A 23,927-nucleotide genomic window follows, 5' to 3' on the forward strand; every position below is an offset into this window, starting at 1 on the left:
TGCGCCAGGAACTGGAGCTGTCGCTCGACGATATCGTCGAGGTGATGCACCGCTGCTGCAATGACGCGCTCAGCCGCAGCGCCATCCACCGCTGCCTGCTGCGGCACGGCATCTCGCGCCGGCCGCTACCCTCCAAGCCGGCGGTGGGGCGCTTCGAGCCGGCTCCGGTGGGCTTCATCCACATCGACCTCAAGCACCTGACCCGGCTCGAGGGCCATCCCAGCTACGTGTTCGTCGCCATCGACCGGGCCACCCGGTTCGTCCACATCGAGATCATTGAACGGCGCGACGCCAGCACCATCGCCGCCTGCCTGGTGCGCTTGCTCACCGCCTTCCCCTATCCGGTACACACCATCCTCACCGACAATGGTGCCGAGTTCACCGATCGCTTCGGCGCCGCCCGCTGGCGCAACCCCAGCAGGCCCACCGGCAAGCATGCCTTCGACCTCGTCTGCCGCTGGTACGACATCGATCATCGGCTCACCCGCCCATTCCACCCGCAGACCAACGGCATGGCCGAGCGCTTCAACCGCCGCCTCGCCGACGCTCTGCGCAGCCACCCAGCCAGCGGCAATGGTGGCAAGAACAGGTTCGCCTCGCATGTCCAGCGCGACGCCTTCCTCTACGCTTTCGTCGATAGCTACAACAAAACCCGCCTCAGGTGCCTCGACTACAAGGCACCAGCCGAGGCCCTCGCCAACCTCACGGGACACAACACTTTCGCGGGGATGACATCGCGTTTGGGGCGGAAAATGGAGGAAAGTCTAACTCGTCTTCCTCGGCACGAACCGCGTCGGGATCAGCACGGGTGGCTGGCCGGGGGTGAAGGCCGTGGGGTCGGCGAGGAAACGCACCATCTGGCGGACGTAGTCGGCCTTGTCGTAACCGATGGACGAGATCGGGTAGGCATCGAAATCGGTCAGCGACAGGTTGTCGAAGCCATAGAGGCGAAAGCGAGTCGGACGGTTGCCGGGGAAATCCTCGCGGCAGACGTCGAGAATGCCCATCGCCATAGCGTCGGAGGTGCAGAACACTGCATCGGGGCAATCGAAGCCGACCACCGCGGGCGCCGCCGCGTGCCCGCTCTGATAGGAATAGTCGCCCTGGACGGTCTGGACGAGCTCGATGCCATGCTGATTGAAGGCGCTGAGATAGGACGCGATCCGCGCCTGTTCGACCAGCGAGGAGGCCCGGCCGGTGACCAGCGCGGCGGTCTTCACCCCGTGCTGCGCTGCATCGGCGACGGCCTGGTGGATGCCCATCGCCTCGTCGGGGATCACCGTCGGCGACAGCCGGTCGTGGCGGCCGTTGAGCATCACCACGAGGTCGGAGCGGAACATCTTTCGCACCGTCTCGGCATCGGCGAAATCGGAGAACACCAGCGCCGCATCGACATGGTAGGCGACGCCCTGGCGCAAAAACTCCTCGACCTTGTCGACCGAGCCGACGCGGATCAGGATCACCTGCTTGCCGATCGCCTGGGTCTCGGCCAGCAGCCGATCGAACAGATCGAGGTCAGAGAGGTCGTGGATGTGGTTGACCACCACGGCGATCAGATTGACCGTCTTGGTGGTGAGGCTCTGCGCCAGGAGGTTGACGCGATAGCCGAGCTCGGCCGCCGCCTGCAGCACCCGCTCGCGCTTTTCCGCCGAGACCGGACGTTTTTCAGTCGACAAGGCGCGCGACGCCACCGCCCGCGACACGCCGGCGAGCGCCGCGACATCGTCGATGGTGGGGGTCGCCTGCTGCCGGGCCTGTTCAACCATTATCCGTCATCGCACCTTTCGCGCGGCCCGAGTCGGCCGCGTTCGACGAAGGTAGATGCCTGCGCGTTAGAAAGCACTCAACAGTGATGATTATCTGCTTCGATATTGGCGGTTCCGGGATCAAGGCGGCGCTGGCCAAAAACCCCGCCGAGCTGACGCCGCTCGGCCGGGTGCCGACGCCGCTCGACGACTTTTCCGCCTTCGTCGCCGCCATCCGTGGCGTCGCCGACGCGACGGCGGCACCGGCGGAGACGCCGATCGCCATTTCGATCACCGGGGTGGTTGATCCGGCCGATGGCATCATCACCTGCGCCAATATCCCCTGCATCGATGGGCGTCGGCTGTCCGCCGAACTCGCGACGGAGCTCGGCCGCCCGGTGTTCGTCGCCAACGATGCCGATTGCTTCGCGCTGGCCGAAGCCATCGAGGGCGCCGGTCGCGGCCACCGTATCGTCTTCGGCGCCATCCTCGGTACCGGAGTCGGCGGCGGTATCGTCATCGATGGCCGCGTCGTCAATGGCGCCGGCGGCTTTGCCGGCGAATGGGGGCATGGGCCGGTGGCCGCCACCTCGGCAGGAAACCCGCCGATCGATATCCCACGCATCCCCTGCGGCTGCGGGCAGGTCGGCTGCGTCGATACGGTCGGCGCGGCGCGCGGCATGGAACGGCTGCACAAGCACCTCCACGATATCGAGCTGCCCAGCACCGCCATCGTCGAGGCCTGGCGAGCCGGCGACACCAGGGCGGCGCGCACCATCGAGGTACAGATCGATCTCGTCGCCGGGCCTTTAGCACTGGTGGTCAATGTCATCGGCGCCAGTATCGTCCCGGTGGGCGGCGGGCTCGGCAAGGTGCCGGAGTTCATCGCGCTGCTCGACACCGCGGTGCGCCAGCGCATCCTGCGCCGGCTCAGCCAACCGCTGGTGGTGCCCTCACGACTCACGCTAGAGCCCGGCCTGGTCGGGGCCGCTATCCTCGGTTTTACGGAGAACGCCGCGTGACCACCCATCTGCTTGAAGTCTGCGTCGCCGACCCGCAAAGCCTGGTGGCCGCCATTGCCGGCGGCGGCGACCGGATCGAACTCTGCTCGGGGCTCGAACTGGGCGGGCTCACCCCGTCGGCCGGCCTGATGCGGCTCGCCGCGTCGGCGCCGATCCCGGTCTATGCCATCGTCCGGCCACGCAGCGGCGATTTCGTCTGCGACGACGCCGACCTCGACGCCATGCTCGGCGATATCGACGCCATTCGCGCCGCCGGTCTCGCCGGCGTGGTGCTGGGGGCGTCGCGCCCGAATGGCGAGCTCGATCTCAAAGTGCTGGCCCGCTTGCTGGAGCAGGCCGAGGGGCTCGGCTCGACCCTCCATCGCGCCATCGACCTGGTGCCGGATTTCGCCGAGGCGACGGAAGCAGCGATCGGGCTGAAGTTCGAGCGCATCCTCACCTCGGGCGGCGTGCATGTGGCGCTCGACGGGGTCGACAACATCGCGACGGCGCTGGCCACTGCCCGCGGCCGGATCAAGGTCATGGCCGGCTCGGGGCTGACGCCCGCCAATGTCGGCGCGCTGCTCGCGGCCGTGCCGGTTGACGAGGTGCACAGCTCCTGCGCCTCGCCGGGGCCGGCGAGCAGTGCTCCGGCGGTGCGGCTGGGCTTTGCGGCGGAGACCCGGCGTCGCACCGACCCGGCCGTGGTGCAGGCGTTCAAGGCGGCGATGGGAGGTTAGGTTCGCCCCGGCGAATTAGGTTCACCGGATTCGCGCTCCGGCCACCGGGTCATTCCCGCGAAAGCGGGAACCTCTGTTTTGGTGCCACCTGCAAGATCGCAAACGGAGGTCCCCGCTTTCGCGGGGATGACGCCGAGATTGCGTGACGCGTGGCGGGCATCCTCACCCTCAGCGTCACTCACCCGAACAGCAAGATCCCCCACAGCCCGATGGCGCCGACGAAGATGCGCCAGTAGGCGAAGACGGCAAAACCGTTCTTTGAAATGAAATCGAGCAGATAGCGCACCACGAAGAAGGCGGTGACGAAGGCGGCGGCGAAGCCGATGATCACGGCGGCGCCGAGCTCGGCGGTGATGAACTCGCGGCTCTTGTAGAGATCATAGAGGAACGCCCCGCCCATGATCGGCATGGCGATGAAGAAGGTGAACTCGGCGGCCGAGCGCTTGTCGGTGCCGAGCAGCAGCGCGCCGACAATGGTCGAGCCGGAGCGCGACACGCCGGGGATCAGCGCCAGCATCTGGAACAGCCCGATATAAAGGCAGAGCAACGGCGGATAGTTGTAGATATCTGTGTACTTCGGGGTGAGCTTCAGCTGGTCGACATAGAGCAGGATGATGCCGCCGACGATCAGCGAGACGCAGAACACCACCGGCGTTTCGTAGATCACCGTCTTGATGAAATCGTGCAGCAGCACGCCGGCGATGGCCGCCGGAAACGAGGCGAGAATGACCCCCAGGATGAAGCGCAGAGCCCCGGGTTTCCTCGCGATGGCGTCCTTGGCGATGCCGAGCAGACGCTGGAAATACACCACCAGGATCGCGAGGATGGCGCCGAACTGGATCAGCACCTCGAACACCCGGCCCGGGCTGTTGAAGCCGAGGAAGTGTCCGGCGAGCAGGATATGGGCGGTCGAGGAGACCGGTAGGAATTCGGTAAGGCCCTCGATAATCCCTAGGATCAGCGGCACAAAAAGACCTTGATCGGCGTTCATCTGATCCCCTAACTCAACCCACCGGAAGGGCGGCAGGCGTTGCATCTAGCGCGATTTGCCCCGGCCCGCCAAGGATCGGCAAGGATCGTTTCACCGCATGCCACGGTTGCTGCAGCACAGGCTCGACCCCTCCTCCCGCCTCGCCCGGTTGATGTTCGCCGAATATGGCGTCGGCATCGACCTCGAGGACATCAAACCCTGGCGGCGTGAGCCGGGGCTGCTCGAGATCAACCCGGCGGCGACGGTACCGATCCTCGCCGAAGAGGGGGAACCACCAGTGGTGGGAACGCTGGCGGTGCTCCACGCCATCGAGGATCGTTATGTGCCGGCCGCGGTCGCCGGGCTGTTCCCGTCGCATGCAGCGCTGCGCAACGAGATGTGGCGGCTGCTCGAGTGGGTGCTGGTCAAGCTCAATGACGAAGTGACCCGCTATGTGCTCGAGGAAAAGATCGTCAAGCGCGACCAGCGCGGCATGACGCCCGAGCCGGGCGTGCTGCGCGTCGCCAAGGCCAACCTCGGCGAGCACCTGCATTATTTCAACTGGCTGTTCGCCACCCGGCACTGGATTGCCGGCGATACCATGACGCTCGCCGACTTCGCGCTCGCGGCGCACCTCTCCAGCCTCGACTACCTGGGCGACGTGCAGTGGGACACTTCGCCGGAAACCCGGCAGTGGTATGCCCGGATCAAATCCCGCCCGGCCTTTCGCACCCTGCTCAACGACCGCGTCGCCGGGATGCCGGCGGCAGCCGGGTATGCCGACTTAGACTTCTAGACCCGTCCCCATGCTATCCTTGTCGCACGGTGTCATTCCCGCGAAAGCGGGAACCCCTGTTTTCTTTGCGACACCGCAAACGGAGATCCCCGCTTTCGCGGGGATGACCCTGTGAAAGCAGCGCGAGACCAGATCGCCCTCCTCGCTGAACTCAGGCACCGTGCCAAAGCCCTCGGCTTTGAGGCGTTCGGCGTGGCGCGGGCCGATGCACGGCCGGACCTGCCGGAAAAACTCGACACGGCGCTGGCCCGTGACTGGCACGGCGAGATGGCGTGGATGGCCGAGACCGCCGAGCGGCGCGGGGCGCCTGAGGCGCTGTGGCCCGAGGTCAGATCAGTGATCGTGGTCGGGATGAACTATGGGCCCGATAGTGACCCGATGGCTGACCTCGAGCACCGCTCGCTCGGCAATATCTCGGTCTATGCCCGCAATCGCGACTACCACGACATCATCAAGGGCAAGCTCAAGGAGCTGGCGGGGCTGTTGAACCGCCGCACCGGAGCCGAGGTGAAGGTGTTCGTCGACACGGCGCCGGTGATGGAAAAGCCGCTCGGGGAAGCGGCCGGCATCGGCTGGCAGGGCAAGCACACCGTGCTGGTCAGTCGCGAGTTCGGCTCATGGCTGTTCCTCGGCGCCATCTTCACCTCGGCTGAGCTGCCGGCCGACGAACCACATGCCGAGAGCTGCGGCAATTGCCGGCGCTGCCTCGATGTCTGCCCCACCAACGCCTTCCCGGCGCCGTTCCAGCTCGATGCACGGCGCTGCCTCAGCTACCTCAATATCGAGCATCCCGGTCCAATCCCGCTGGAATTCCGCGTGCCGATGGGCAACCGCATCTATGGCTGCGACGATTGCCTCGCCGTCTGCCCGTGGAACAAGTTCGCCTCGGAGACGCACGAGATGAAGCTGCGGGCCCGCGACGAGCTGAAGTCCCCGGCACTGAGCGACCTGGTGCAGCTCGACGATGCCGGTTTTCGCAGCCTGTTCGCTGGCTCGCCGATCAAGCGCATCGGCCATGCGCGGTTTTTGAGGAACGTGCTGATCGCGGTCGGCAATTCGGGTGACGAGACGCTGATCCCCTTGGCCGAAGCCCGGCTGGCCGATCCAGAGCCGCTGATCCGCGGCGCCGCGGTTTGGGCGGTGCGCCGGCTTGTGGCGAAAGCGCGCGCGGATGCACTGGCGCTTGCGTTTTTGCCCGATGAAGGCGACATCAGCGTCCAGGCAGAGTGGAGCGCGGCCGTCCAGCCGGCGCGCGCAAACTAGAGTTCTATCTGAGATGCGCCTGTTCTTCTTCGGTATGGGTTATTCCTCGCGCGCCACCGCCCGCGCCCTGCACCTGCTGGCCGACCCGCAGATTCCCGTCGCCGGGACCACCCGCAGCGCCGAAGCCGCCGAATCGGAGGCCGACTCGGCCTACCGGATCCACGTGTTCGATGGCGAAGTGCCGGGCACGACGCTCAGCGAAGACTTGCGAACAGCCACCCACGTCATCCTCTCGATCCCGCCCGACGAGCGCGGCGATCCGGCATTGAACCTCCATCGTGCCGATCTCGACGCGGCGCCAAACCTCGAGTGGATCGGCTACTTCTCCACCGTCGGGGTGTATGGCGATTTCGGTGGCGAGTGGATCGACGAGGACGCGCCGACCCGGCCGCTGAACATCCGCTCCAAGCAGCGGGTCGAGGCCGAGCAGGCCTGGCGCGACTATGCGAAGGAGCGCGGCGTGCCGCTGTTCATCGTGCGGCTGGCCGGTATTTACGGCCCCGGCCGCTCGGCCTTCGACAAGCTGCGCGAAGGCACGGCCCGCCGCATCGTCAAGCCGAACCAGGTGTTCAACCGTATCCATGTCGCCGATATCGGCCGGATCACGGCGCGCGCCGCGCTCAGCGATCTCGAGGGCACCTTCAACCTCGCCGATACCGAGCCGGCGCCGCCGCAGGATCTCGTCACCTACGCCGCTCATGTCATGGGGATCGCCCCGCCCGCCGAGGTGCCGTTCGACACCGCCGAGATGACGCCGATGGCGCGGAGCTTTTACTCCGACAACAAGCGCGTCTCGTCGAAGAAAGTGCTGGCGGCGCTCGGCGCCGACCTGCTCTATCCGACCTATCGCGAAGGTCTCGACGCCATCTGGAAAGGCCGGCAATGAGCGCTCCAAAACCCGCACGCCCGCCGCAGCGCGTGGTGCTCGAGGGCCATTATGTGCGGCTCGAACCGCTGAGCATGGCGCACGCGCCAGACCTGTTCGAGGCCTCGAACGTCGCCGATGGCGACGCCCGTTTCGCCTATCTCGGCGACTATGCGCCCAAGACCCAGGCCGATACCGAGGCGTTCATCCAGAGCGTCCTCGGCAAAGCCGATCCGATCCTCTTCGCCGTCATCGACAAATCGACCGACAAGGCCGGCGGCCGACAGGCGCTGATGCGCATCGTGCCCGAGCACGGCGTGATCGAGATCGGCTCGATCTACTGGGGCCCGGCCATCGCCCGCACGCCGCGCGCCACCGAGGCGCTGTACCTGTTCGCCCGCCACATCTTCGAGGATCTCGGCTATCGCCGCTTCGAATGGAAGTGCAACGACCGGAACGAACCGAGTAAGAGCGCCGCAGAGCGCTTCGGCTTCAGCTATGAGGGCCTGTTCCGCCAGCACATGATCATGAAGGGCGAGAACCGCGACACCGCCTGGTTCTCGATGCTCGACAGCGAATGGCCGGCGAAGAAGGCCGGCTTCGAGCGTTGGCTCGAGCCGGGCAATTTCGATGCGGACGGGCGGCAGAAGACGCCATTGCGGTTCGGTTGAACTCTCCCACCCACAGGTTGGGGTTGCGTCCGTCCCTAAGCTATAGCTCCAGCTCCAGCTGTTCGGGCGGCACGGTTATCTCACGCTCCACCGAAGCTTTCAGCAGGTCCAAGTCCTCGGGGCGGCTGAGGCGGTGGTCGCCATCGGGGATGAGGGTGAAGGTGACGGGGTCGGTGAGCAGGTGCTGCACCAGCCGCATGGCGTGCTCGCGCGGCACGTCGGGGTCCTTGCCACCCTGGAGGATCGTCACCGGCGCGCCGACATCGATGCCGCGGCCGAACATCAGGTGATGCTGGTTGCCGTCCTCGATCAGCCTGGCCGTATAGGGATAGGGCTCATCGGAATATTGCGACGGCCGCTGCACGATGCCATCGCGCTTCAGTGCTGCCAGTTGCGCCTTGTTCATCCGCTTGGTCATCAGCTCGGCGGTCGCATCTACTGCCGGGGCGATCAGCACCAACGCCTTGACCCGGTCGCCCTCGCCCCGCCGGCGCAACTCGCGCGCCATCAGCAGCGCCAGCCAACCACCCAGCGAGGAGCCGACGATCACCTGCGGGCCGGAGGTGGTGGCAAACACGGCGAGCGACTCCTCGAGCCAGCGACTCACTGTGCCATCGAGGAAATCGCCCCCCGACAGACCATTGCCGGAATGATCGAGGCGGGTGACGGCAAGGCCCTTTTCGGCGCCGAAGACATCGAGCGCCGAGGCCTTGGTGCCGCCCATGTCGGAACGGTAGCCGTTGAGCCAGAAAATGCCGGGGGACTTGCCGGGGCGGCGCAGCATGGCGATGCGGCGCGCCTCAGCCCCCTCGCCCACCTCGAGATACTCAACCGCAGGTTCCACGCGTCCCCGACTCCATTCTCGTGCCCGGCCTTTTGCCTCGCGTTAGCCTTCGCGGCAACAGTTTGTCATCAAACCGCGACTTGCTGCTGTTTCTTGTCTGTTCCGGTGTTGACTTATGGCCGACGCAGCACGATTTTAGCCGCGATCTCCCGCCGCTCCGGTAACAATCGAAGGATCGCCTCCCATTCGTCGTCCCATGAGACCCGTCGCGCCCCAGAAAGATGGGCCGCAATCTAACGAAGATATCTCCTCCCCCGATGTCCAGCTGATCGACGGCGAAGGCGCCAACCGCGGCGTCGTGCGAACGCGCGAGGCGTTGGCCGAGGCGCAGGAGCAGGGACTCGATCTCGTTATCATTTCCCCGAACTCGGTTCCCCCTGTTGCCAAGATGCTCGATCTCGGCCGCTTCAAGTATGCTGCCCAGAAGAAGGCAGCCGAAGCGCGCAAGAAGCAGAAGGTGATCGAGGTCAAGGAAATCCAGCTGCGTCCGAACATCGATACGCACGATTACGAGACCAAGATGAAGGCGGTGCACCGCTTCCTCGAAGACGGTGACCGGGTGAAGGTCACCATGCGCTTCCGCGGCCGTGAAATGGCCCACCAGGAACTGGGTATGCAATTGCTGGTCAAGGTGCAGGCCGAACTCGAGGCCAAGGCGAAGGTCGAATCCTCGCCGCGCTCCGAAGGCCGCCAGATGGTGATGGTGCTGGCGCCGAAGTAACGGCGACAGCAGCGTGAATTGAACAAGGGCGGCCCGCGGGTCGCCCTTTGTTTTTGGTGGGGATTGAGCCGAAGCAGACGGCCCCCTCCCATCCTCCCCCATGAAGGGGGAGGTGCCGGCCGGTGTGTCAGGCACGATCGACGACAGAGCCTCGACTCTTCACCTCCCACTTCATGGGGGAGGCCGGGAGGGGGCCGTCTCTGTCAGTCGGCGCGCTTCCACCCCACCACCCCAGTCAACACCACCAGCAGCCAGCCGACGATCAGCCCGCCACCACCGAGCGGGGCAGCCAGCGGGAACAGCGCGCCACCGAGCAGTGAGCGCGCCGCGAGATCACCGGCGAACAGCACCAGGCCAAGCAGCAGCACCGCCCCGGCAGCCAATGCCATCCGGCTCACGGCGATCACGCTCAGCCCGATCAGCACCGGCGCATGCAACAAGAGGAAGTTCGCGGCGATCCCGAGATTGTCGTCACCGGCATGGCTGGCGCGGGCCGCCGCGGCGACGCCCAGCGCGCCGCAAAGGCCGGCGGCGACCAGCAGCAGGCGGGACGCAGGCGTGGGGTTCGACATTGGATGCTCCGGGCGCTAGCCGACGACGCCGAAGACTCTACATGCACTCGAGCGGCGCCGGGACGTCGAAATCGACGCACAACCTGCAGCCCCCACCGGGTCATTCCCGCGAAAGCGGGAACCTCTGTTTGCGGTGCCTGCCCCAAACAAAGATCCCCGCTTTCGAGGGGATGACACCGGGGTTGGGGCAAGCAGCGTGAAGAACAAGAAAGGCCGGGGGATCTTTCCCCGGCCCCTTTCGTCTGCTGCGCGTAGCCCAGGCTTACGCCGCCAGCTTCAGCCAGGTCGGGGCGATGGCAGTGCCCTGGCCGAGGCCGTAGCCGAAGCGGATGTTCAGCATGCCGACCGGCTCGACCAGGCGGGCGCCATCGAGGCCGCCGACCTTTTCAACCGCAAAGCCCGAGGCTTTGACGAGTTCGGCGACAGCGTCGACCGCGGCGGCGTCATTACCGGCGAGGAACACCGGCACATTGGCAGTGGCGCTCGGCGGGGTATCGAACAGGCTGGCAAAGATAGTGTTGTAGCCCTTGACCAGCTTGGCCGAGGGGGCGGCAGCCTGCAGCTCTTCGGCGGCCGACGTGGTGTGGCCGATGGCGAGGCCGGAGAAATCCGCCTTCACCGGGTTGGAGATGTCGACGACGATCTTGCCGTTGAGCGGCAGCTTGCCGGCGAGCTCCAGCGCCGCACCATAGGGCAGCGCCAGAACGACGATATCGGCGGCCAGTACGGCGCTCTTGTAGTCGGTGACGGTGGCGCCGACCGAGGCGGCGAACTCGGTGGCGGCGGCCGGGTTGGAGGCCCCGAGCACCAGCTCGGTCTTGCCGGCGAGACGCTTGGCGAGGCCCTTGCCCATATTGCCGAGGCCGAGAATTGCGGTGGTGGTCATTTGGAAAGCTCCATCCTGCGATTGCGATGACCCCTATCTACGTGCTGCCAGAGAGGTATAGAATTGCCGGTGATTGCGCTTCACTGTTGCACTGGAGTATCGAGTGGCCGAGCTGACCAACCTCGAAACCTTCGTCGCGACGGTCAAATCCGGCAGCTTTGCCGGCGCGGCGCGACGGCTCGGCATCTCGCCGGCGATGGTCGGGCGGCGTATCCAGGCGCTGGAAGAGCAGCACGGCGCCCGGCTGATCGAGCGCACGACGCGGGCGCAGCGGCTGACCGAGCTGGGCGAGAGCTTCTTTGCGCAGGCCGAGGCAGTGCTCGAGGCGGTGGCCGAACTCGACGACCTCACCCGCACCGAGCCGGGCAAGCTGTCCGGCCGGATCCGCGCTACGGGGCCGGCGACGCTGGGCATCCACCGGCTGGCCGGCATCATCGCGCGGTTCTGCGAGGACAACCCGGCGGTGACGGTGGAGCTCAGCCTCAACGACCGCCGCGCGGACCTGATCGCCGAGGGCTTTGACGTCGCCATCCGGGTGGGTGAGCTGCAGGCCTCGACGATGATCGCACGGCGGATCGGCACCTACCGCTTTCGCTGTGTCACCTCGCCCGCCTATGCCGATGCCTTCGGGGTGCCGGCGACGCCGGAAGAGCTCAGGCAACACCGCTGCATCCTCAATCTCAACATGAGCCCGCGCAACCGCTGGCCGTTCATCGGTCCGGGCGGCACCTCGGTCATCGCCGAGGTCGAGGGCGGGTTGCAGATCGACAATGGTGAAGCGCAACTGGCAGCAGCGCTGGAAGGCGCTGGGATCGTCTACCTGCCGGTCGATCTCGTTACCGAGCCGCTGCGTAATGGCCAGCTCATCGAGGTGCTGCCACACTGGCAGCGCATGACGCTGCCGATCCACCTGGTCTATCCGTCGCGCCGCCTGGTGCCCCGCCGGTTGAGTGCCTTCATGGAGGCCATCGCGGCCGGCCTCAAAGACACCGCGGCCTGAGCCAATACTGTTCTCCGCGGCAGATTAACTGTCTTCGGTAACCACGCCAGCACCCACCCGAGTGGAATACTGGTCGAACGTACGGCATTATCGTAAAATGCGATCATGCATGTGGCAGCCAGTACCGTGTCGGCATCCGAATACCTTCGGGACATTCTCGATCGCGAGATGGTCACGCGCGAGGCGGTGGCCGAACTGGCACGCGTCGAGAACAAGCTCGCCGCGCTGTGCCACGCCTGGGGCAGCCGCGATATTGTCGACGTCACGCCGGGCGGCGGCTTCGAGAAGTCGATGGCCAATCGCAGCGGCATCAGCATCGATTACGTGGTGTGGATCCACGCCCAATGCGAGCGCCGCATCCCCGAACTCTACGAATCGATGTTCGCGGCATTTCGACGACTCGGCCTCGCGCCGATGCGCCGCGATGTGACGCTGGCGCTCAACCTGGGGACCATGGTCGTCGACCTGCTACCGGCAAAACGCCTGTCGATGATCTCGGACATCCACGAGATCTATTCGACGCGCCGGCAGGCGGCGATCACCACGAATCTCCACCAGCACGTGCTCGACAGCCACGATGCCGGCTGGCACGACGAAGTGCGGGTGCTGAAACTCTGGCGCGACCAGAACGGGCTGGATTTTCCATCCTATTATCTCGAGCTCGCTACCCAGGCCGCCTTGCGCCGCCGCCCGGCCGGAGCCCTGGCCGACAATGTCTGGGTGGCGCTCGGCTTTTTCGAGCGCCTGCTGGTGCCGCGCGCCATGCTTGACCCGGCCAATGCTGCCAACATCGTCTCGGACGAGCTGACCGCGGCGCAGAAACGTTCCATCGCGCTTGCCGCAGAGGCAGCGCGGAGTGGCCGGCCGTGGTCGGAGATCGTGCGGTAGGGACAACTGCAGCAGACGGCCCCCTCCCATCCTCCCCCCATGAAGGGGGAGGCGCCCCGCCGGTGTGTTGGGCACGATCGAAGACAGAGCCTCAACTCTTCACCTCCCCCTTCATGGGGGAGGCCGGCAGGGGCCGTCTCTCTCAGTAAGCCCCCGGCAATCTCCCCTTAAGTCACAACACGCTATGATGCCCCCCTCACCTCTGGGGGAGGAGGCCGTGTTCGACCACAAGGAAACGCTGTTCCACGTCGCGAGCCAACTGGCCCGGCGGCTCGCCAACCACCTGCGCGAGGCGCTGGAGCCGTTTGGGCTGCATCCGGCGCAGTTCACTGCGCTGAGCGAGATTGCCGAGCGCGAGGGGCTGACACAGGCCGAACTGGTCACCCGCCTCGAGCTCGAGCAGCCCGGCGTCGCCCGCACCCTCGGTGGCCTCGAAGCCGATGGCTGGATCGAGAAGGCGTCGATCGGCAAGGGCCGGGCCCAGGGGCTCTATCTCAGCTCCAAGGCCAAGACCGTGCTGCCGGAAGCCGCGGCCGCGGCGGCGCGCGCCGACCGGCAGGCACTGGCGAGCCTCAGCAAAACCGAAGCTGCACACCTGATCGATGGGCTCAGCGAACTGGCGGCAGCGAACCGAGGCTAGCGCTCGGCGATCACCTGGGCAGCCGCCGGCTCCGCTCGGCAAAGGGTTTGGGCAGCAGCACGAACAGCGCCAGCGCCACCAGCCAGATGGCGCCACGCAAATGCGCCTTGGTGATCGGCCATCGCCACGGTTCGGCCGACTTGGCCGCGAACAGATCGGTCATCGCTGCGCTTCCCGGAGCTGCGCCTTCGACGAGGCGCTTGCCAGCGATCAATGCAAGCGGGTATTACGCGCTGATGACAGCGGCGGGCGCCCTCTTGCGCCTCTGCCACTTTCCCCCTATACACCCGCCTTCTCGACGGGCCGCCCGGCCAAAAGGCATGCCGTGGCGATCCCAAATGCAGGCTTTTACGAGCCGCCTCTAACCAGGACAGCAAAATGCCAAAGATGAAGACCAAATCGGGCGCCAAGAAGCGCTTCAAGATGACCGCGACCGGCCGCGTCAAGGCTGGCGTCGCGGGCAAACGGCACCGGCTGATGAGCCACGACGCCGACTACATTCGCTCGCATCGGGGGACCAAGATCCTCAAGAAGGGCGATGAAAGTCTGGTCAAGTGGTACATGCCGTATAACCGTTAAGGAGCGCCGATAGATGTCACGCGTTAAAAGAGGCGTTACCGCCCACGCCCGCCACAAGAAGGTTCTTAAGGCCGCTTCCGGTTTTTACGGTCGCCGCAAGAACACCATTCGTACTGCCAAGGCCGCCGTCGACAAGGCCGGCCAGTACGCGTACCGCGATCGCCGGGTCAAGAAGCGTAACTTCCGCGCCCTGTGGATCCAGCGCATCAACGCCGCCGTGCGCGATCACGGCCTGACCTACGGTCGATTTATCGACGGCCTCAGCAAGGCTGAGATCGCCGTCGACCGCAAAGTGCTCTCCGATCTCGCGATCACCGAGCCCGCAGCGTTCGCCGTGCTGGTTGAGCAGGCCAAGAAGGCTCTGGGGTATCTCGGCAAGATCGAGACCACCACCCACGAGCGTATCAGCGCCTAACCAGCCCTCGCCTTTTCTGAGGCCCTAAGCTAAGCCTTGCGCCGCCCCGTAACCGGGGATGGCGCGGGGCTTTTGTTTTTGGTCCCGACGCCGCCCAACCACGGTGTCACCCCGGCGAAGGCCGGGGCCCATCCTGAGATCTCAAGATGGATACCGGCCTTCGCCGGTATGACAGCGGTGTGAGCGGCAACGAAGCGAACGATAAATGGAACAGCACATGTCTCTCGACGCTCAGATCGCCACCCTTCGCGCCGAAATCACCACCGCCACTGCCGCCGCCAGCGATGAAGGCGCCATCGAAGCGGTGCGCGTCGCTGCGCTGGGGAAGAAGGGCTCGGTCTCAGCCCTGCTCGCCACGCTTGGCGGTATCGCGCCTGAGGAGCGGAAATCCGCCGGCGCCGCCATTAACGGGCTGAAGACCGAAGTCACCGGGCTGATCGAAGCCCGTGCCGCCGAGCTCGGCAAAGCGGCGCTCGATGCCCGCCTCGCCGCCGAGCGGGTCGACGTGACCCTGCCGGTCCGCCCCTCGCCCACCGCCGAAGGCCGCATCCATCCGGTCAGCCAGGTGATCGACGAGATCACCGCGATCTTTTCCGACATGGGTTTCTCGATCGCCGAAGGGCCCGATATCGAGACCGACTGGTACAACTTCACCGCGCTCAATTTCCCCGAGGGGCACCCGGCGCGCGAGATGCACGACACCTTCTTCATGGCGCCCTCGCCCGATGGGGTGAAACGCGTGCTCCGCACTCACACCTCGCCGGTGCAGATCCGCACCATGCTGAAAGGCAATGAGAAGCCAGCGGCGCCCTACCTGACGCCGGCGATCGATCCGCCGATCCGCGTGGTGATGCCCGGCCGGACCTACCGGCACGACTCGGACCAGACGCACACGCCGATGTTCCATCAGGTCGAGGGCCTCGTCATCGACAAGAGCTCGCATATCGGCCAGCTGCGCTGGGTGCTGGAAGAGTTCCTCAAGGCATTCTTCGAGGTCGACAACGTGACGCTCAGGTTCCGCCCGAGCTTCTTCCCGTTCACCGAGCCGTCGATGGAAGTCGACGTGCAGTGCGACCGCTCGGGCGCCGAAGTGAAGATCGGCGAAGGCAAGGATTGGCTGGAAATTTTGGGCTGCGGCATGGTGCACCCGAACGTGCTGCGCAATTGCGGGCTCGACCCCGATGTCTACCAGGGCTTTGCCTGGGGCATGGGCATCGATCGCATCGCCATGCTCAAATACGGCATGAACGACCTGCGTGCCTTCTTCGACGCCGATAAGCGCTGGCTCGATCACTACGGCTTCCGCCCGCTCGACCTGCCGACCCTGTTCGGGGGCTTGAGCAGCTGATGCCCGCGCTCCAGCGCTGCGACGCACTTGGTGTCATTCCCGCGAAAGCGGGAACCTCCGTTTGCGCTGCGAGCCAGGAAAACAGAGTTCCCCGCTTTCGCGGGGATGACCCGGTGACAAAGGCGACAATCGCATGAAACTCTTCGTTGCTCTCGCGGCCGTCGTGATGGCCTCCCCGGCGCTCGCCGAGGAGATGGTCGCCTGCACGCCCGAGCACTACTACAATTCGAGCGAGACGCCGCCGCTGATCATCACCATCGACAAGGCGCGCGCCGCCGGGTCGCGGGTGACGCGGATCGACCTCGAGACCGGTGCCTATCGCGAGCACTTCATCGGCTCCGAGAATGACTCCATCGAGGCCGGCGGTCTCAAGGTGATCAATCCGGGTTCGCTGCGCGAGCGCATCGATTTCGTGGCGCTCGACAGCAGCACCGGGTTTCTGCTGCGTATCAGCCTGATCGACCAGGACCTGCCGTTCGTCCGGGTCGACACGGAAGGAACTGTCGCCTCGGGCCACTGCACCTATGTGTCCGAGTTGCCGCGATGAGCCTCCCCATGCTGACTGCTGCGCTCTGCGATCTCCACGCACTCGGAGTCACTCCCGCGAAAGCGGGAACCTCCGTTTGCGATGCGAGCAAAGGAAACAGAGGTCCCCGCTTTCGCGGGGATGACCCGGTGAAGGAGCGGCCATGCCCGTAGTTGTCCCTTCCAGCTACACCGATGCCGTTCGTTTCTCATTCGGCGACAGCCCGGAGCTGGCCGATGAGCTGCTGGCACTGGTGCTCGCCGGCGCCAAGACGGCCACCTGTGGCGCGGTGCGTGACTACGGCCCGGGCAAGGAAGCTATGCCGGAGGTTGGTCGCCGCGATGTGGTGCTCGATGGCGCCGGCAAGCCCGCCGCCGTGATCGAGACGGTCTCACTCGATGTCCGTCGCTTCGCCGATGTGCCCGAAGCCTTCGCGCTCTGCGAAGGCGAGGGTGACTTCGCCGCCTGGCGGGCGGGCCACGTGGCCTATTTCGAGCGCAATGGCGGCTGGTCGGAGGACCTCGAGCTGGTCTGCGAGCGCTTCAAGCTGGTCGAGGTGCTGCCCCGATGAGCCTGCAACCGCCTATCGCGCCGGGTCAGTCGGAGCTTTGCACCTTCGTCGTCACCGACATCGAGTCCGATGGGCATAACCCGCTGGAGAGCTCGATGCTGAGCTTTGCCTCGGTGGCGGTCGATATCGAGGGCAAGGTGCTCGACGAGTTCGAGGCGGTGCTGACGCCGCGCACCGACCGCAAGCCGGATCCCAACACCATGGCGTGGTGGGAGACGCAGCCCGAGGCCTGGACGCATGCCACCCAAAACCCGAAAGACCCGGCGTCGGTGATGCCGCGCTATGCCGACTGGGTCGAAAGCCTCCCGGGCTTTCGTGTTTTCGCGGCGGCGCCGATGATCTTCGACGGGCTGTGGATGGACCATTACCTCTCGGTGTTCGCCGGCACCCGGGTGATGGGCGGGCCGTACAAGAGCCGGCAAATCTTCCGCGGCGGCGGCGTCTGCCTCTACACCATGGCCGGCACGCTGCGTGGGGCCGAGTATACCAAGTGGGGCATGCAGCGCGTGCCGCCGGCCTGGTACGGCCATATCGAACACACGCATCGCGCCATCGACGATGCGCGCGGCTTTGCCAACGTCCTCGCCAAACTTTTCGAGATCAGCGGGCAACTGCCCCGGATCGAAGCGACCGAAAGCGTCTACAAATGAAGTTCACCCTCGACTGGCTGAAAGAACATCTCGACACCACCGCCTCGGCCGACGAGATCGGCAAGGCGCTGACCATGATCGGGCTCGAGGTCGAAGACATCGTCGACCCCGCTGAAAAGCTCAGGCCGTTCGTCGTCGCCCATGTGGTGGAAGCAAAGCCGCATCCGAACTCGGACCACCTCAACCTCTGCAAGGTCGATGCCGGCACCGGCACGCTGATCGATGTGGTATGCGGCGCGCCGAACGCCCGCACCGGGATGAAGTCGGTGTTCGCCTTCCCGGACACCTATATCCCGGGCAAGGATTTCACCTTGAAGGCCGGCGTGGTGATCCGTGGCGAGCCGTCGAACGGTATGCTCTGCTCGGCCGCCGAGCTCGAGCTGTCGAACGACCATGACGGCATCATCGAGCTGCCGGCGGACGCGCCGATCGGCATGGCCTATGTCGATTACGCGAAGCTCGGCAACACGGTGATCGACATCTCGATCACCCCCAATCGTGGCGACGCCACCGGGGTCTATGGCGTGGCGCGCGACCTCGCGGCGTTCGGCGCCGGCACGCTCAAAACCACCGACATGTCGCCGGTGCCCTCGAAAGGCCCGAGCCCGATCCCGCCGCTGCCGCATCAGTTCGCCGCCGGCGAGCCCAAGGCGATCCGCAAGTTCGCCGGCCGCTACTTCAAGGGCATCAAGAACGGCCCGTCGCCCGATTGGCTGCAGCAGCGGCTGCGCGCCGTGGGGCTCAGGCCGATCAATGCGGTGGTCGATATCACCAACCTGGTGTCGCTCGGCTGGGGCCGGCCGCTGCACGCCTATGACGCCGACAAGATCGTCGGGCAGGCGGTGCTCCGCAACGCCAAGGCGGGTGAAGAATTCGACGCACTCGACAACAAACTCTACGCGCTCGACGAGACCATGACCGTCATTGCCGACGATGCTGGCCCGCTGTGCCTCGGCGGGGTGATGGGCGGCATCCGCTCGGGCACCACCGACGCGACGGTCAACGTCCTGATGGAATGCGCCAGCTGGGACCCCGACCTCATCGCGCAGACCGGCCGCAAGACCGGCATCGTCTCGGATGCCCGCTATCGGCTCGAGCGTTCTGTCGATCCGGCGCTGACCGAACCCGGCCTCGAACTCGCGACCCGGCTGATGCTGGAGCTGGTGGGCGGCGAAGCGATGCAGCCGGTAATCTCGGGCGAGGACGTGTTCCCCAATACGGTGGTCCAGTTCCCGCTCGCCGAAGTCGAGCGCCTCACCGGCCTCGAGACCTCGGCCAGCGAGATCGAAGCCATTCTCGGCCGCCTGGGCTTCAAGCTCGAAGGCGCCGGGCCGACCCGCAAGGTGCACGTCCCGTCGTGGCGTCCCGATGTCACCATGAAGGCCGACCTCGCCGAAGAGGTGATGCGCATGGTGGGCGTCGACAACGTCCCCATCGATCCGCTGCCGCGGCTCAACCACGTGGCGCCGCGCATGCTGACGACGCTGCAGAACCGCCGTCGCCTCGCCCGCCGGACCCTCGCGGCGCGCGGGCTCGACGAGGCGGTGACCTGGTCGTTCATCCCGGAAGCGGAAGCCGTGCGTTTCGGCGGCGGTGCGGCCGAGCTGAAGCTCGCCAACCCGATCGCCTCGGAACTCACCGACATGCGGCCCTCGCTGCTGCCGGGGCTGCTCGGCGCCGCGCAGCGCAACACCAATCGCGGGCTGAGCGAACTGAAACTGTTCGAAGTCGGCCAGGTGTTCCACTCGGTGCAGCCCGAGGGCCAGCGCACTTACGCGTCGGGCCTCCGGCTCGGTGGATCGCGCCACTGGCAGGCGCAGAACGGCAAGGTCTCGGTGTTCGACGCCAAATCCGATATCGCGGCGCTGCTCGACGCCATGGGCCATGACATCGACAAGCTGCAGCTGGTGGCGGAGCCCGCAGCCTGGAGCCATCCGGGCCGCGGCGGGCGCATCCAGCTCGGTCCCAAGCTGACCATCGGCTGGTTCGGCGAGGTGCACCCGAGCGAGCTCGAAAAGTTCGACCTCACCGGCCCAGTGGCGGCGTTCGAGCTCGATCTCGACGCCATCCCCGAACCGCGCAAAAAGCCGACCCGATCCAAGCCGGCGCTGAAGCTCAGCGACCTGATGCCGTTGAGCCGCGACTTCGCCTTCCTCGTCGACCGCTCGGTACCGGCAGCGACGCTCCTCCGCGCCGCCAAGAACGCCGACAAAACGCTGATCACGGAAGTGTCGGTGTTCGACGTGTTCGAAGGCAAGGGGATCGCCGAGGACAAGAAGTCGGTCGGCATCGCCGTGACGCTGCAGCCCAGCGACAAGACACTGACCGACGAAGAGATCGAGAAGGTGGCGGCGAATGTCGTCGCCGCAGTGAGCAAGGCGACAGGCGGCGTGCTCAGGACCTGAAGGCGGACCGATGACGGCTGACGGCAAGCGCGAGGCGATCGGCGAGGCGGCCCCGGAGGGGCTGCCGGTCGCCGAGCTGCCGCTGGCGCCGCTCAGCCCGGCCGCCGCCAGCGAGGCGCTGCTGCGCCGCGCCATGCTGGTGGTGGCGATCGGGCTCTCCTGCATCCTCGGCTACTTCACCACCTTTGCGCTGCTCGCCATTGCGCTGGCGGTGTTCGCGTTCTTCGCGGTGCGGCGGGCGACCGTGAAGATCGGTTTCGACCTGCCGGCCAAACTGTTTCTTGGCGCCTTCACCCTGCTGTTCATCAGCGCCGTGGTGACGATGCGGCAGCCATCCGACCTGCTGCAGACGCTCAACTTCTCCGCCATGCTGCTCTATGCGCCGCTGGCCCTGTTGTTCCGGCGCGCCGCCGGACCAGCCAATAGCCGCAAGCTCGCCGATTTCGCCCTGTTCGGCACGGCCGCCGGGCTGCTGATGGCGCTCTACTTCAACTATATCGAGGGCATGCAGCGCGCCGGACTCGGCTCGCCGATCACCGATCCGATCCGGCTCTCCAACACCGCGCTGCTGCTCGGTTTCTTCGCCATGATCGGCGCAGCCGCCGCCACTGGCCGGCAGCGCTTCATCTATCTGCTCGGCCCTTTGATGGCGCTGGCGGTGATCTTCGCCTCGGGCTCACGTGCCGCGCTGGTGGCGTTCCCGGTGCTGCTGTTCGTCGCGGCGCTGCTCTTGGTGCGGCACAAGCTCCTGGCCGTGGTGGTGAGCGTCGCGGTGCTCGCCGCCTTCGGGCTCGTCGCCTATTTCGCCGATCTCGCCGGCGCCCGCTCGTCGTCGATGTTCGACATCCTCAGCCGGCTGGCCGGAGGCGACAACCCGGCGGACCTCGGCACCACCATCCGCTTCATCCTCTATCGCGCCGGGGCCCAGGCCTTCACCGACGCGCCGCTGTTCGGGCATGGCTGGGGCCAGCTGATGACGGCGATCGTCCCGTACCTCGCGGTCTACGAGCTGGTGCACGCGCAGCTGCCGCACCTCCACAACGACGCGCTGAACTTCGCCGTCGCCTCCGGCCTGTTCGGCCTCGTAGTTTACCTGCTGCTCCTGGCGCTGCCGGTGATCAGCTGCATCTTCAGCCCGCGCGACAGCCAATACCGCACCCGGCTTTACGGCTGCAGCCTGCTCTCGATCAGCTACCTGGTGCTGGGCCTGCCCGACACCATGCTGAGCTTTCCGCTGCACAATACGCTCTATGTGGTGCTGACGGCGGTGCTGCTGAACTATTGCCGGGACGAGCGGGCGTAGGGCCAGCCACACGCACCAGGTCATTCCCGCGAAAGCGGGAACCTCTGTTTGCGATGCCGGCCAGGAAAACGGAGGTCCCCGCTTTCGCGGGGATGACACCGAGTTTGGGGCGGCCTGAGAGAAGACCGATAGAGACGGCCCCCTCCCATCCTCCCCCTTTAAGGGGGAGGTGCCCCGCTGGTTCATTGGGCACGATCGAGCCACAAACTCCTCTTCACCTCCCCCTTTATGGGGGAGGCCGGGAGGGGGCCGTCTGTCTCAGTACGCCCCTTACCGCCCCGGACGGCTGTCGATCAGGCCGCCTTTGGCGGCGGCGTCGATCGTGGCGATTTCCTCGGCCGAGAGCTCGAGGTTGTCGAGCACGCCGAGGCAATCCTTGAGCTGCTCGAGCGTGCGGATGCCGATCAGGGCCGAGGTGACTTCCTGTTTGCGCAGCACCCAGGCGAGGGCCAGCTGCACCATGGTTTGCTTGCGCGCCTTAGCGATCTCGCCGAGCTTGTCGACCGCCTCGAGGACGCGCGGCTCCAGCCGGTTGGCCGAGAGCGAGTAATTCTCCGAGGCGCGGGTGCCCGAGAGGTCGCCCTTCAGGCTGTTGTACTTGCCCGACAAGATCCCCTGCTGCAGCGGCGAGAAGGCGATGATGCCGACCCCCAGCTCGTCGCAGGCGGCCATGGTGCCATCTTCCTCGATCCAGCGGTTGAGGATCGAGTAGTTGGGCTGGTGGATCAGGCAGGGCACGCCCATGTCCTTCAAAATCCGTACCGCCTCGCGGGTCTGCTTTTCCGGGTACATCGAGATGCCGACATAGAGCGCCTTGCCCTGCCGGTGCAGGTGCGCCAGCGCGCCCATGGTCTCCTCGAGCGGGGTCTCGGAATCGTAGCGGTGCGAGTAGAAGATATCGAAATACTCGATGCCCATGCGCTTCAGGCTCTGGTCGGCCGAAGCGAGGATATACTTGCGCGAACCGCGGTCGCCGTAGGGGCCTTCCCACATGGTCCAGCCGGCCTTGGACGAGATGATCATCTCGTCGCGATAGGGACGGAAATCTCGGGCCATCACGTCGCCGAACAGCTCTTCGGCGGCGCCCGGCGGCGGGCCGTAATTGTTGGCGAGGTCGAAATGGGTGACGCCCTTGTCGAAGGCGTAGCTCAGCATTTCGAAGGCGCTGGGATAGTCGCGCGTGCCACCGAAATTCTGCCACAGCCCCAGGCTGATCACTGGCAGCTTCAGCCCGGAACGCCCGGTGTAGCGATACTGCATGCCGCCGCCATAGCGAGCGTCGCTGGCCCGATAGGTCATTTCATTCCTCCAGATATGTCCGATTTGCTCGTTGCAGCCGCCGGATGCTACACCCGCCGCGATGTCCGAGCTTTTAGAAACCGCCGCCAATCTGTCCGAACGCCTGAACCGTTTCAAGGTGCTGGCGCTCTACAAGTTTGCGGATTTCAAAGATTGTGCGGCGCTGAAGCCGGAGCTGGCGCTGTTCTGCTGTGCGCGGGGGATTCGCGGCACCTTCATCCTCGCGCCGGAGGGGATCAACGGCACGGTTGCCGGCACGCCCACCGCGATCGACGAGCTGATGGACTGGTTCGAGACTGCCTCGCTCTGGGCCGGCCGGCTCGCCGGTGCCGAAGCCAAATTCTCCAGCGCGACCGAGATGCCGTTCCTCAGGATGAAGGTGCGGCTCAAGCCCGAGATCGTCACGCTGCGGGCCCCCGAGGCCGACCCCAGTAAGCTCGTCGGCACTCATGTCGAGGCGCAGGATTGGAACAGGTTGATCAGCCGCAACGACGTGACGCTGATCGATACCCGCAACGATTACGAAGTGAAGCTCGGCACGTTCAGCAACGCCCGCGATCCTGCGACGCAGAGCTTTACCGAGTTCAAGGATTACGTGGCGAAACTCGATCCGGCCCAGCATCCGAAAGTCGCGATGTTCTGTACCGGCGGCATCCGCTGCGAGAAGGCTTCGGCCTACATGCTCCAGCAGGGTTTCAAGGAAGTGTTCCACCTGAAGGGCGGCATCCTCAAATATCTCGAGAGCGTCCCCGAGACCGAAAGCCGCTTCAACGGCGAGTGCTTCGTGTTCGACGAGCGCGTCTCGGTGGTGCACGGTCTGGCGGAAGGTGAGGCGGTGCTGTGTCGCGGCTGCCGCAACCCAATGCGGCCGAATGAGGCCGTCGGTTCGCTCTGCGCTGCGTGTGCCGAAGCGGCGCCGGCGGGGGCCAGCGAGCGCGAGCGGCAGATGGAGCTGGCGCGGGCGCGGGGCGAGGCGCATCTGGGGGATGATGCGGCGGCGACAGCGGCGCGCAACAAGGCGGCGAAGCTGGCTCGACGGAAGCAGTCGGTCGACTGATAGAGACGGCCCCCTCCCATCCTCCCCCATGAAGGGGGAGGTGCCGCATCCAGTGTTTGGCACGATCGAAGACAGAACCTCGACTCTTCACCTCCCCCTTTATGGGGGAGGCCGGGAGGGGGCCGTCTGCTTCAGTCGGCACATATTGGTCAGCCTTGCTGACATATTTCAG

General features: G+C 65.9%; 26 protein-coding genes and 1 pseudogene. 20 read left to right on the forward strand and 7 right to left on the reverse strand.

The window, feature by feature from the left end; genetic code table 11:
* Window positions 1–44: 44 nt before the first annotated feature.
* Window positions 45–599 (forward strand): annotated as a pseudogene (locus VW23_RS29760) (DDE-type integrase/transposase/recombinase); the annotation flags it as partial.
* A 165-nt stretch (window positions 600–764) separates the two neighbouring features.
* Here VW23_RS29760 and VW23_RS03445 read toward each other — a convergent pair.
* The gene (locus VW23_RS03445; RefSeq protein ID WP_069908196.1) at window positions 765–1,766 is read right to left on the reverse strand and encodes a LacI family DNA-binding transcriptional regulator; all 1,002 of its coding nucleotides are present in this window, start codon (window positions 1,764–1,766) and stop codon (window positions 765–767) included.
* Between the two features lie 86 nt (window positions 1,767–1,852).
* Between VW23_RS03445 and VW23_RS03450 the strand changes: the two genes are divergently transcribed.
* Entirely contained in the window at window positions 1,853–2,767 is a 915-nt protein-coding gene (locus VW23_RS03450; protein ID WP_069908197.1) for an ROK family protein, read from the forward strand.
* Window positions 2,764–3,486: a copper homeostasis protein CutC gene (locus VW23_RS03455; protein WP_069908198.1), complete on the forward strand. Its 723-nt coding sequence runs from the start codon at window positions 2,764–2,766 to the stop codon at window positions 3,484–3,486. The genes VW23_RS03450 and VW23_RS03455 overlap by 4 nt, the downstream gene beginning before the upstream one ends.
* Window positions 3,487–3,664: 178 nt before the next feature.
* Here the strand turns inward: VW23_RS03455 and VW23_RS03460 are convergent, their stop codons facing one another.
* Complete coding sequence (locus VW23_RS03460; protein WP_069908199.1) at window positions 3,665–4,477, reverse strand: undecaprenyl-diphosphate phosphatase; 813 nt, start codon at window positions 4,475–4,477, stop codon at window positions 3,665–3,667.
* Window positions 4,478–4,574: 97 nt separating this feature from the next.
* Between VW23_RS03460 and VW23_RS03465 the strand changes: the two genes are divergently transcribed.
* The 4 genes from VW23_RS03465 (at window position 4,575) to VW23_RS03480 (ending at window position 8,051) form a co-directional block, all read left to right on the forward strand.
* Window positions 4,575–5,252 carry a glutathione S-transferase family protein gene (locus VW23_RS03465; RefSeq protein WP_069908200.1) on the forward strand — a complete coding sequence of 226 codons (678 nt, stop codon included), beginning with the start codon at window positions 4,575–4,577 and terminating at the stop codon, window positions 5,250–5,252.
* A 111-nt stretch (window positions 5,253–5,363) separates the two neighbouring features.
* Window positions 5,364–6,515 carry a tRNA epoxyqueuosine(34) reductase QueG gene (gene queG, locus VW23_RS03470; protein WP_069908201.1) on the forward strand — a complete coding sequence of 384 codons (1,152 nt, stop codon included), beginning with the start codon at window positions 5,364–5,366 and terminating at the stop codon, window positions 6,513–6,515.
* 13 nt (window positions 6,516–6,528) lie between these two features.
* A complete protein-coding gene (locus VW23_RS03475; protein WP_069908202.1) occupies window positions 6,529–7,401 on the forward strand; it encodes an SDR family oxidoreductase in 873 nt (290 codons plus the stop codon).
* On the forward strand, window positions 7,398–8,051 hold the full coding sequence (locus VW23_RS03480) for a GNAT family N-acetyltransferase (RefSeq protein WP_069908203.1): 654 nt from the start codon (window positions 7,398–7,400) through the stop codon (window positions 8,049–8,051). The genes VW23_RS03475 and VW23_RS03480 overlap by 4 nt, the downstream gene beginning before the upstream one ends.
* Before the next feature lie 40 nt (window positions 8,052–8,091).
* On the opposite strand, the gene VW23_RS03485 is transcribed toward VW23_RS03480, so the two are convergent.
* The gene (locus VW23_RS03485; protein WP_069908204.1) at window positions 8,092–8,895 is read right to left on the reverse strand and encodes an alpha/beta hydrolase; all 804 of its coding nucleotides are present in this window, start codon (window positions 8,893–8,895) and stop codon (window positions 8,092–8,094) included.
* 184 nt (window positions 8,896–9,079) lie between these two features.
* On the opposite strand from VW23_RS03485, the gene infC reads away from it, so the two are divergent.
* Window positions 9,080–9,616: a translation initiation factor IF-3 gene (gene infC, locus VW23_RS03490; protein WP_176730320.1), complete on the forward strand. Its 537-nt coding sequence runs from the start codon at window positions 9,080–9,082 to the stop codon at window positions 9,614–9,616.
* Between the two features lie 203 nt (window positions 9,617–9,819).
* Here infC and VW23_RS03495 read toward each other — a convergent pair whose 3' ends face one another.
* The gene (locus VW23_RS03495) at window positions 9,820–10,188 is read right to left on the reverse strand and encodes a DUF423 domain-containing protein (RefSeq protein ID WP_069908206.1); all 369 of its coding nucleotides are present in this window, start codon (window positions 10,186–10,188) and stop codon (window positions 9,820–9,822) included.
* A 262-nt stretch (window positions 10,189–10,450) separates the two neighbouring features.
* A complete protein-coding gene (locus VW23_RS03500) occupies window positions 10,451–11,074 on the reverse strand; it encodes an NADPH-dependent F420 reductase (protein WP_069908207.1) in 624 nt (207 codons plus the stop codon).
* Window positions 11,075–11,177: 103 nt separating this feature from the next.
* Here VW23_RS03500 and VW23_RS03505 point away from each other — a divergent pair, with 103 nt between their 5' ends.
* The 3 genes from VW23_RS03505 to VW23_RS03515 all read left to right on the forward strand — a co-directional run bounded on the left by VW23_RS03505 (window position 11,178) and on the right by VW23_RS03515 (window position 13,602).
* Window positions 11,178–12,074 (forward strand): LysR family transcriptional regulator, encoded by an 897-nt coding sequence (locus VW23_RS03505; RefSeq protein WP_069908208.1) that lies wholly within the window; start codon window positions 11,178–11,180, stop codon window positions 12,072–12,074.
* Window positions 12,075–12,200: 126 nt separating this feature from the next.
* Entirely contained in the window at window positions 12,201–12,962 is a 762-nt protein-coding gene (locus VW23_RS03510; protein ID WP_141728207.1) for a hypothetical protein, read from the forward strand.
* 217 nt (window positions 12,963–13,179) lie between these two features.
* A complete protein-coding gene (locus VW23_RS03515) occupies window positions 13,180–13,602 on the forward strand; it encodes a MarR family winged helix-turn-helix transcriptional regulator (protein ID WP_176730318.1) in 423 nt (140 codons plus the stop codon).
* A 10-nt stretch (window positions 13,603–13,612) separates the two neighbouring features.
* Here VW23_RS03515 and VW23_RS28830 read toward each other — a convergent pair whose 3' ends face one another.
* Window positions 13,613–13,765 (reverse strand): hypothetical protein, encoded by a 153-nt coding sequence (locus VW23_RS28830; protein WP_176730319.1) that lies wholly within the window; start codon window positions 13,763–13,765, stop codon window positions 13,613–13,615.
* A gap of 215 nt (window positions 13,766–13,980) precedes the next feature.
* On the opposite strand from VW23_RS28830, the gene rpmI reads away from it, so the two are divergent.
* The 8 genes from rpmI to VW23_RS03555 all read left to right on the forward strand — a co-directional run bounded on the left by rpmI (window position 13,981) and on the right by VW23_RS03555 (window position 21,399).
* Window positions 13,981–14,181 carry a 50S ribosomal protein L35 gene (gene rpmI / locus VW23_RS03520; RefSeq protein ID WP_069908210.1) on the forward strand — a complete coding sequence of 67 codons (201 nt, stop codon included), beginning with the start codon at window positions 13,981–13,983 and terminating at the stop codon, window positions 14,179–14,181.
* A 13-nt stretch (window positions 14,182–14,194) separates the two neighbouring features.
* Window positions 14,195–14,596 carry a 50S ribosomal protein L20 gene (gene rplT / locus VW23_RS03525; protein ID WP_055873058.1) on the forward strand — a complete coding sequence of 134 codons (402 nt, stop codon included), beginning with the start codon at window positions 14,195–14,197 and terminating at the stop codon, window positions 14,594–14,596.
* A 217-nt stretch (window positions 14,597–14,813) separates the two neighbouring features.
* On the forward strand, window positions 14,814–15,944 hold the full coding sequence (gene pheS, locus VW23_RS03530; protein ID WP_069908211.1) for a phenylalanine--tRNA ligase subunit alpha: 1,131 nt from the start codon (window positions 14,814–14,816) through the stop codon (window positions 15,942–15,944).
* Window positions 15,945–16,077: 133 nt separating this feature from the next.
* Window positions 16,078–16,491 (forward strand): hypothetical protein, encoded by a 414-nt coding sequence (locus tag VW23_RS03535; RefSeq protein ID WP_069908212.1) that lies wholly within the window; start codon window positions 16,078–16,080, stop codon window positions 16,489–16,491.
* A 142-nt stretch (window positions 16,492–16,633) separates the two neighbouring features.
* The gene (locus VW23_RS03540) at window positions 16,634–17,041 is read left to right on the forward strand and encodes an ASCH domain-containing protein (RefSeq protein ID WP_069908213.1); all 408 of its coding nucleotides are present in this window, start codon (window positions 16,634–16,636) and stop codon (window positions 17,039–17,041) included.
* A complete protein-coding gene (locus VW23_RS03545; protein WP_069908214.1) occupies window positions 17,038–17,691 on the forward strand; it encodes a 3'-5' exoribonuclease in 654 nt (217 codons plus the stop codon). The genes VW23_RS03540 and VW23_RS03545 overlap by 4 nt, the downstream gene beginning before the upstream one ends.
* Entirely contained in the window at window positions 17,688–20,096 is a 2,409-nt protein-coding gene (gene pheT / locus VW23_RS03550) for a phenylalanine--tRNA ligase subunit beta (protein ID WP_069908215.1), read from the forward strand. Before VW23_RS03545 ends, pheT begins: the two co-directional genes overlap by 4 nt.
* Window positions 20,097–20,106: 10 nt before the next feature.
* Window positions 20,107–21,399 carry an O-antigen ligase family protein gene (locus VW23_RS03555; RefSeq protein WP_069908216.1) on the forward strand — a complete coding sequence of 431 codons (1,293 nt, stop codon included), beginning with the start codon at window positions 20,107–20,109 and terminating at the stop codon, window positions 21,397–21,399.
* 270 nt (window positions 21,400–21,669) lie between these two features.
* Here VW23_RS03555 and VW23_RS03560 read toward each other — a convergent pair whose 3' ends face one another.
* Window positions 21,670–22,698, reverse strand: a complete 1,029-nt coding sequence (locus VW23_RS03560) for an aldo/keto reductase (protein WP_069908217.1) — start codon at window positions 22,696–22,698, stop codon at window positions 21,670–21,672.
* A 61-nt stretch (window positions 22,699–22,759) separates the two neighbouring features.
* Here VW23_RS03560 and trhO point away from each other — a divergent pair, with 61 nt between their 5' ends.
* The gene (gene trhO / locus VW23_RS03565) at window positions 22,760–23,755 is read left to right on the forward strand and encodes an oxygen-dependent tRNA uridine(34) hydroxylase TrhO (protein ID WP_084645483.1); all 996 of its coding nucleotides are present in this window, start codon (window positions 22,760–22,762) and stop codon (window positions 23,753–23,755) included.
* Window positions 23,756–23,927: the final 172 nt, after the last annotated feature.

Origin of the sequence: Devosia insulae DS-56, from assembly GCF_000970465.2 — a bacterium.
Taxonomy (GTDB): domain Bacteria; phylum Pseudomonadota; class Alphaproteobacteria; order Rhizobiales; family Devosiaceae; genus Devosia_A; species Devosia_A insulae.

Coding starts and splice junctions, on each gene's coding strand:
- VW23_RS03445 (WP_069908196.1), bottom strand. CDS start 1,766: ATGGTTGAACAGGCCCGGCAGCAGGCGACCCCCACCATCGACGATGTC.
- VW23_RS03460 (WP_069908199.1), bottom strand. CDS start 4,477: ATGAACGCCGATCAAGGTCTTTTTGTGCCGCTGATCCTAGGGATTATC.
- pheT (WP_069908215.1), top strand. CDS start 17,688: ATGAAGTTCACCCTCGACTGGCTGAAAGAACATCTCGACACCACCGCC.
- VW23_RS03450 (WP_069908197.1), top strand. CDS start 1,853: ATGATTATCTGCTTCGATATTGGCGGTTCCGGGATCAAGGCGGCGCTG.
- VW23_RS03465 (WP_069908200.1), top strand. CDS start 4,575: ATGCCACGGTTGCTGCAGCACAGGCTCGACCCCTCCTCCCGCCTCGCC.
- VW23_RS03495 (WP_069908206.1), bottom strand. CDS start 10,188: ATGTCGAACCCCACGCCTGCGTCCCGCCTGCTGCTGGTCGCCGCCGGC.
- VW23_RS03545 (WP_069908214.1), top strand. CDS start 17,038: ATGAGCCTGCAACCGCCTATCGCGCCGGGTCAGTCGGAGCTTTGCACC.
- VW23_RS28830 (WP_176730319.1), bottom strand. CDS start 13,765: ATGACCGATCTGTTCGCGGCCAAGTCGGCCGAACCGTGGCGATGGCCG.
- VW23_RS03560 (WP_069908217.1), bottom strand. CDS start 22,698: ATGACCTATCGGGCCAGCGACGCTCGCTATGGCGGCGGCATGCAGTAT.
- rplT (WP_055873058.1), top strand. CDS start 14,195: ATGTCACGCGTTAAAAGAGGCGTTACCGCCCACGCCCGCCACAAGAAG.
- VW23_RS03480 (WP_069908203.1), top strand. CDS start 7,398: ATGAGCGCTCCAAAACCCGCACGCCCGCCGCAGCGCGTGGTGCTCGAG.
- trhO (WP_084645483.1), top strand. CDS start 22,760: ATGTCCGAGCTTTTAGAAACCGCCGCCAATCTGTCCGAACGCCTGAAC.
- VW23_RS03475 (WP_069908202.1), top strand. CDS start 6,529: ATGCGCCTGTTCTTCTTCGGTATGGGTTATTCCTCGCGCGCCACCGCC.
- VW23_RS03555 (WP_069908216.1), top strand. CDS start 20,107: ATGACGGCTGACGGCAAGCGCGAGGCGATCGGCGAGGCGGCCCCGGAG.
- VW23_RS03500 (WP_069908207.1), bottom strand. CDS start 11,074: ATGACCACCACCGCAATTCTCGGCCTCGGCAATATGGGCAAGGGCCTC.
- pheS (WP_069908211.1), top strand. CDS start 14,814: ATGTCTCTCGACGCTCAGATCGCCACCCTTCGCGCCGAAATCACCACC.
- VW23_RS03540 (WP_069908213.1), top strand. CDS start 16,634: ATGCCCGTAGTTGTCCCTTCCAGCTACACCGATGCCGTTCGTTTCTCA.
- rpmI (WP_069908210.1), top strand. CDS start 13,981: ATGCCAAAGATGAAGACCAAATCGGGCGCCAAGAAGCGCTTCAAGATG.
- VW23_RS03535 (WP_069908212.1), top strand. CDS start 16,078: ATGAAACTCTTCGTTGCTCTCGCGGCCGTCGTGATGGCCTCCCCGGCG.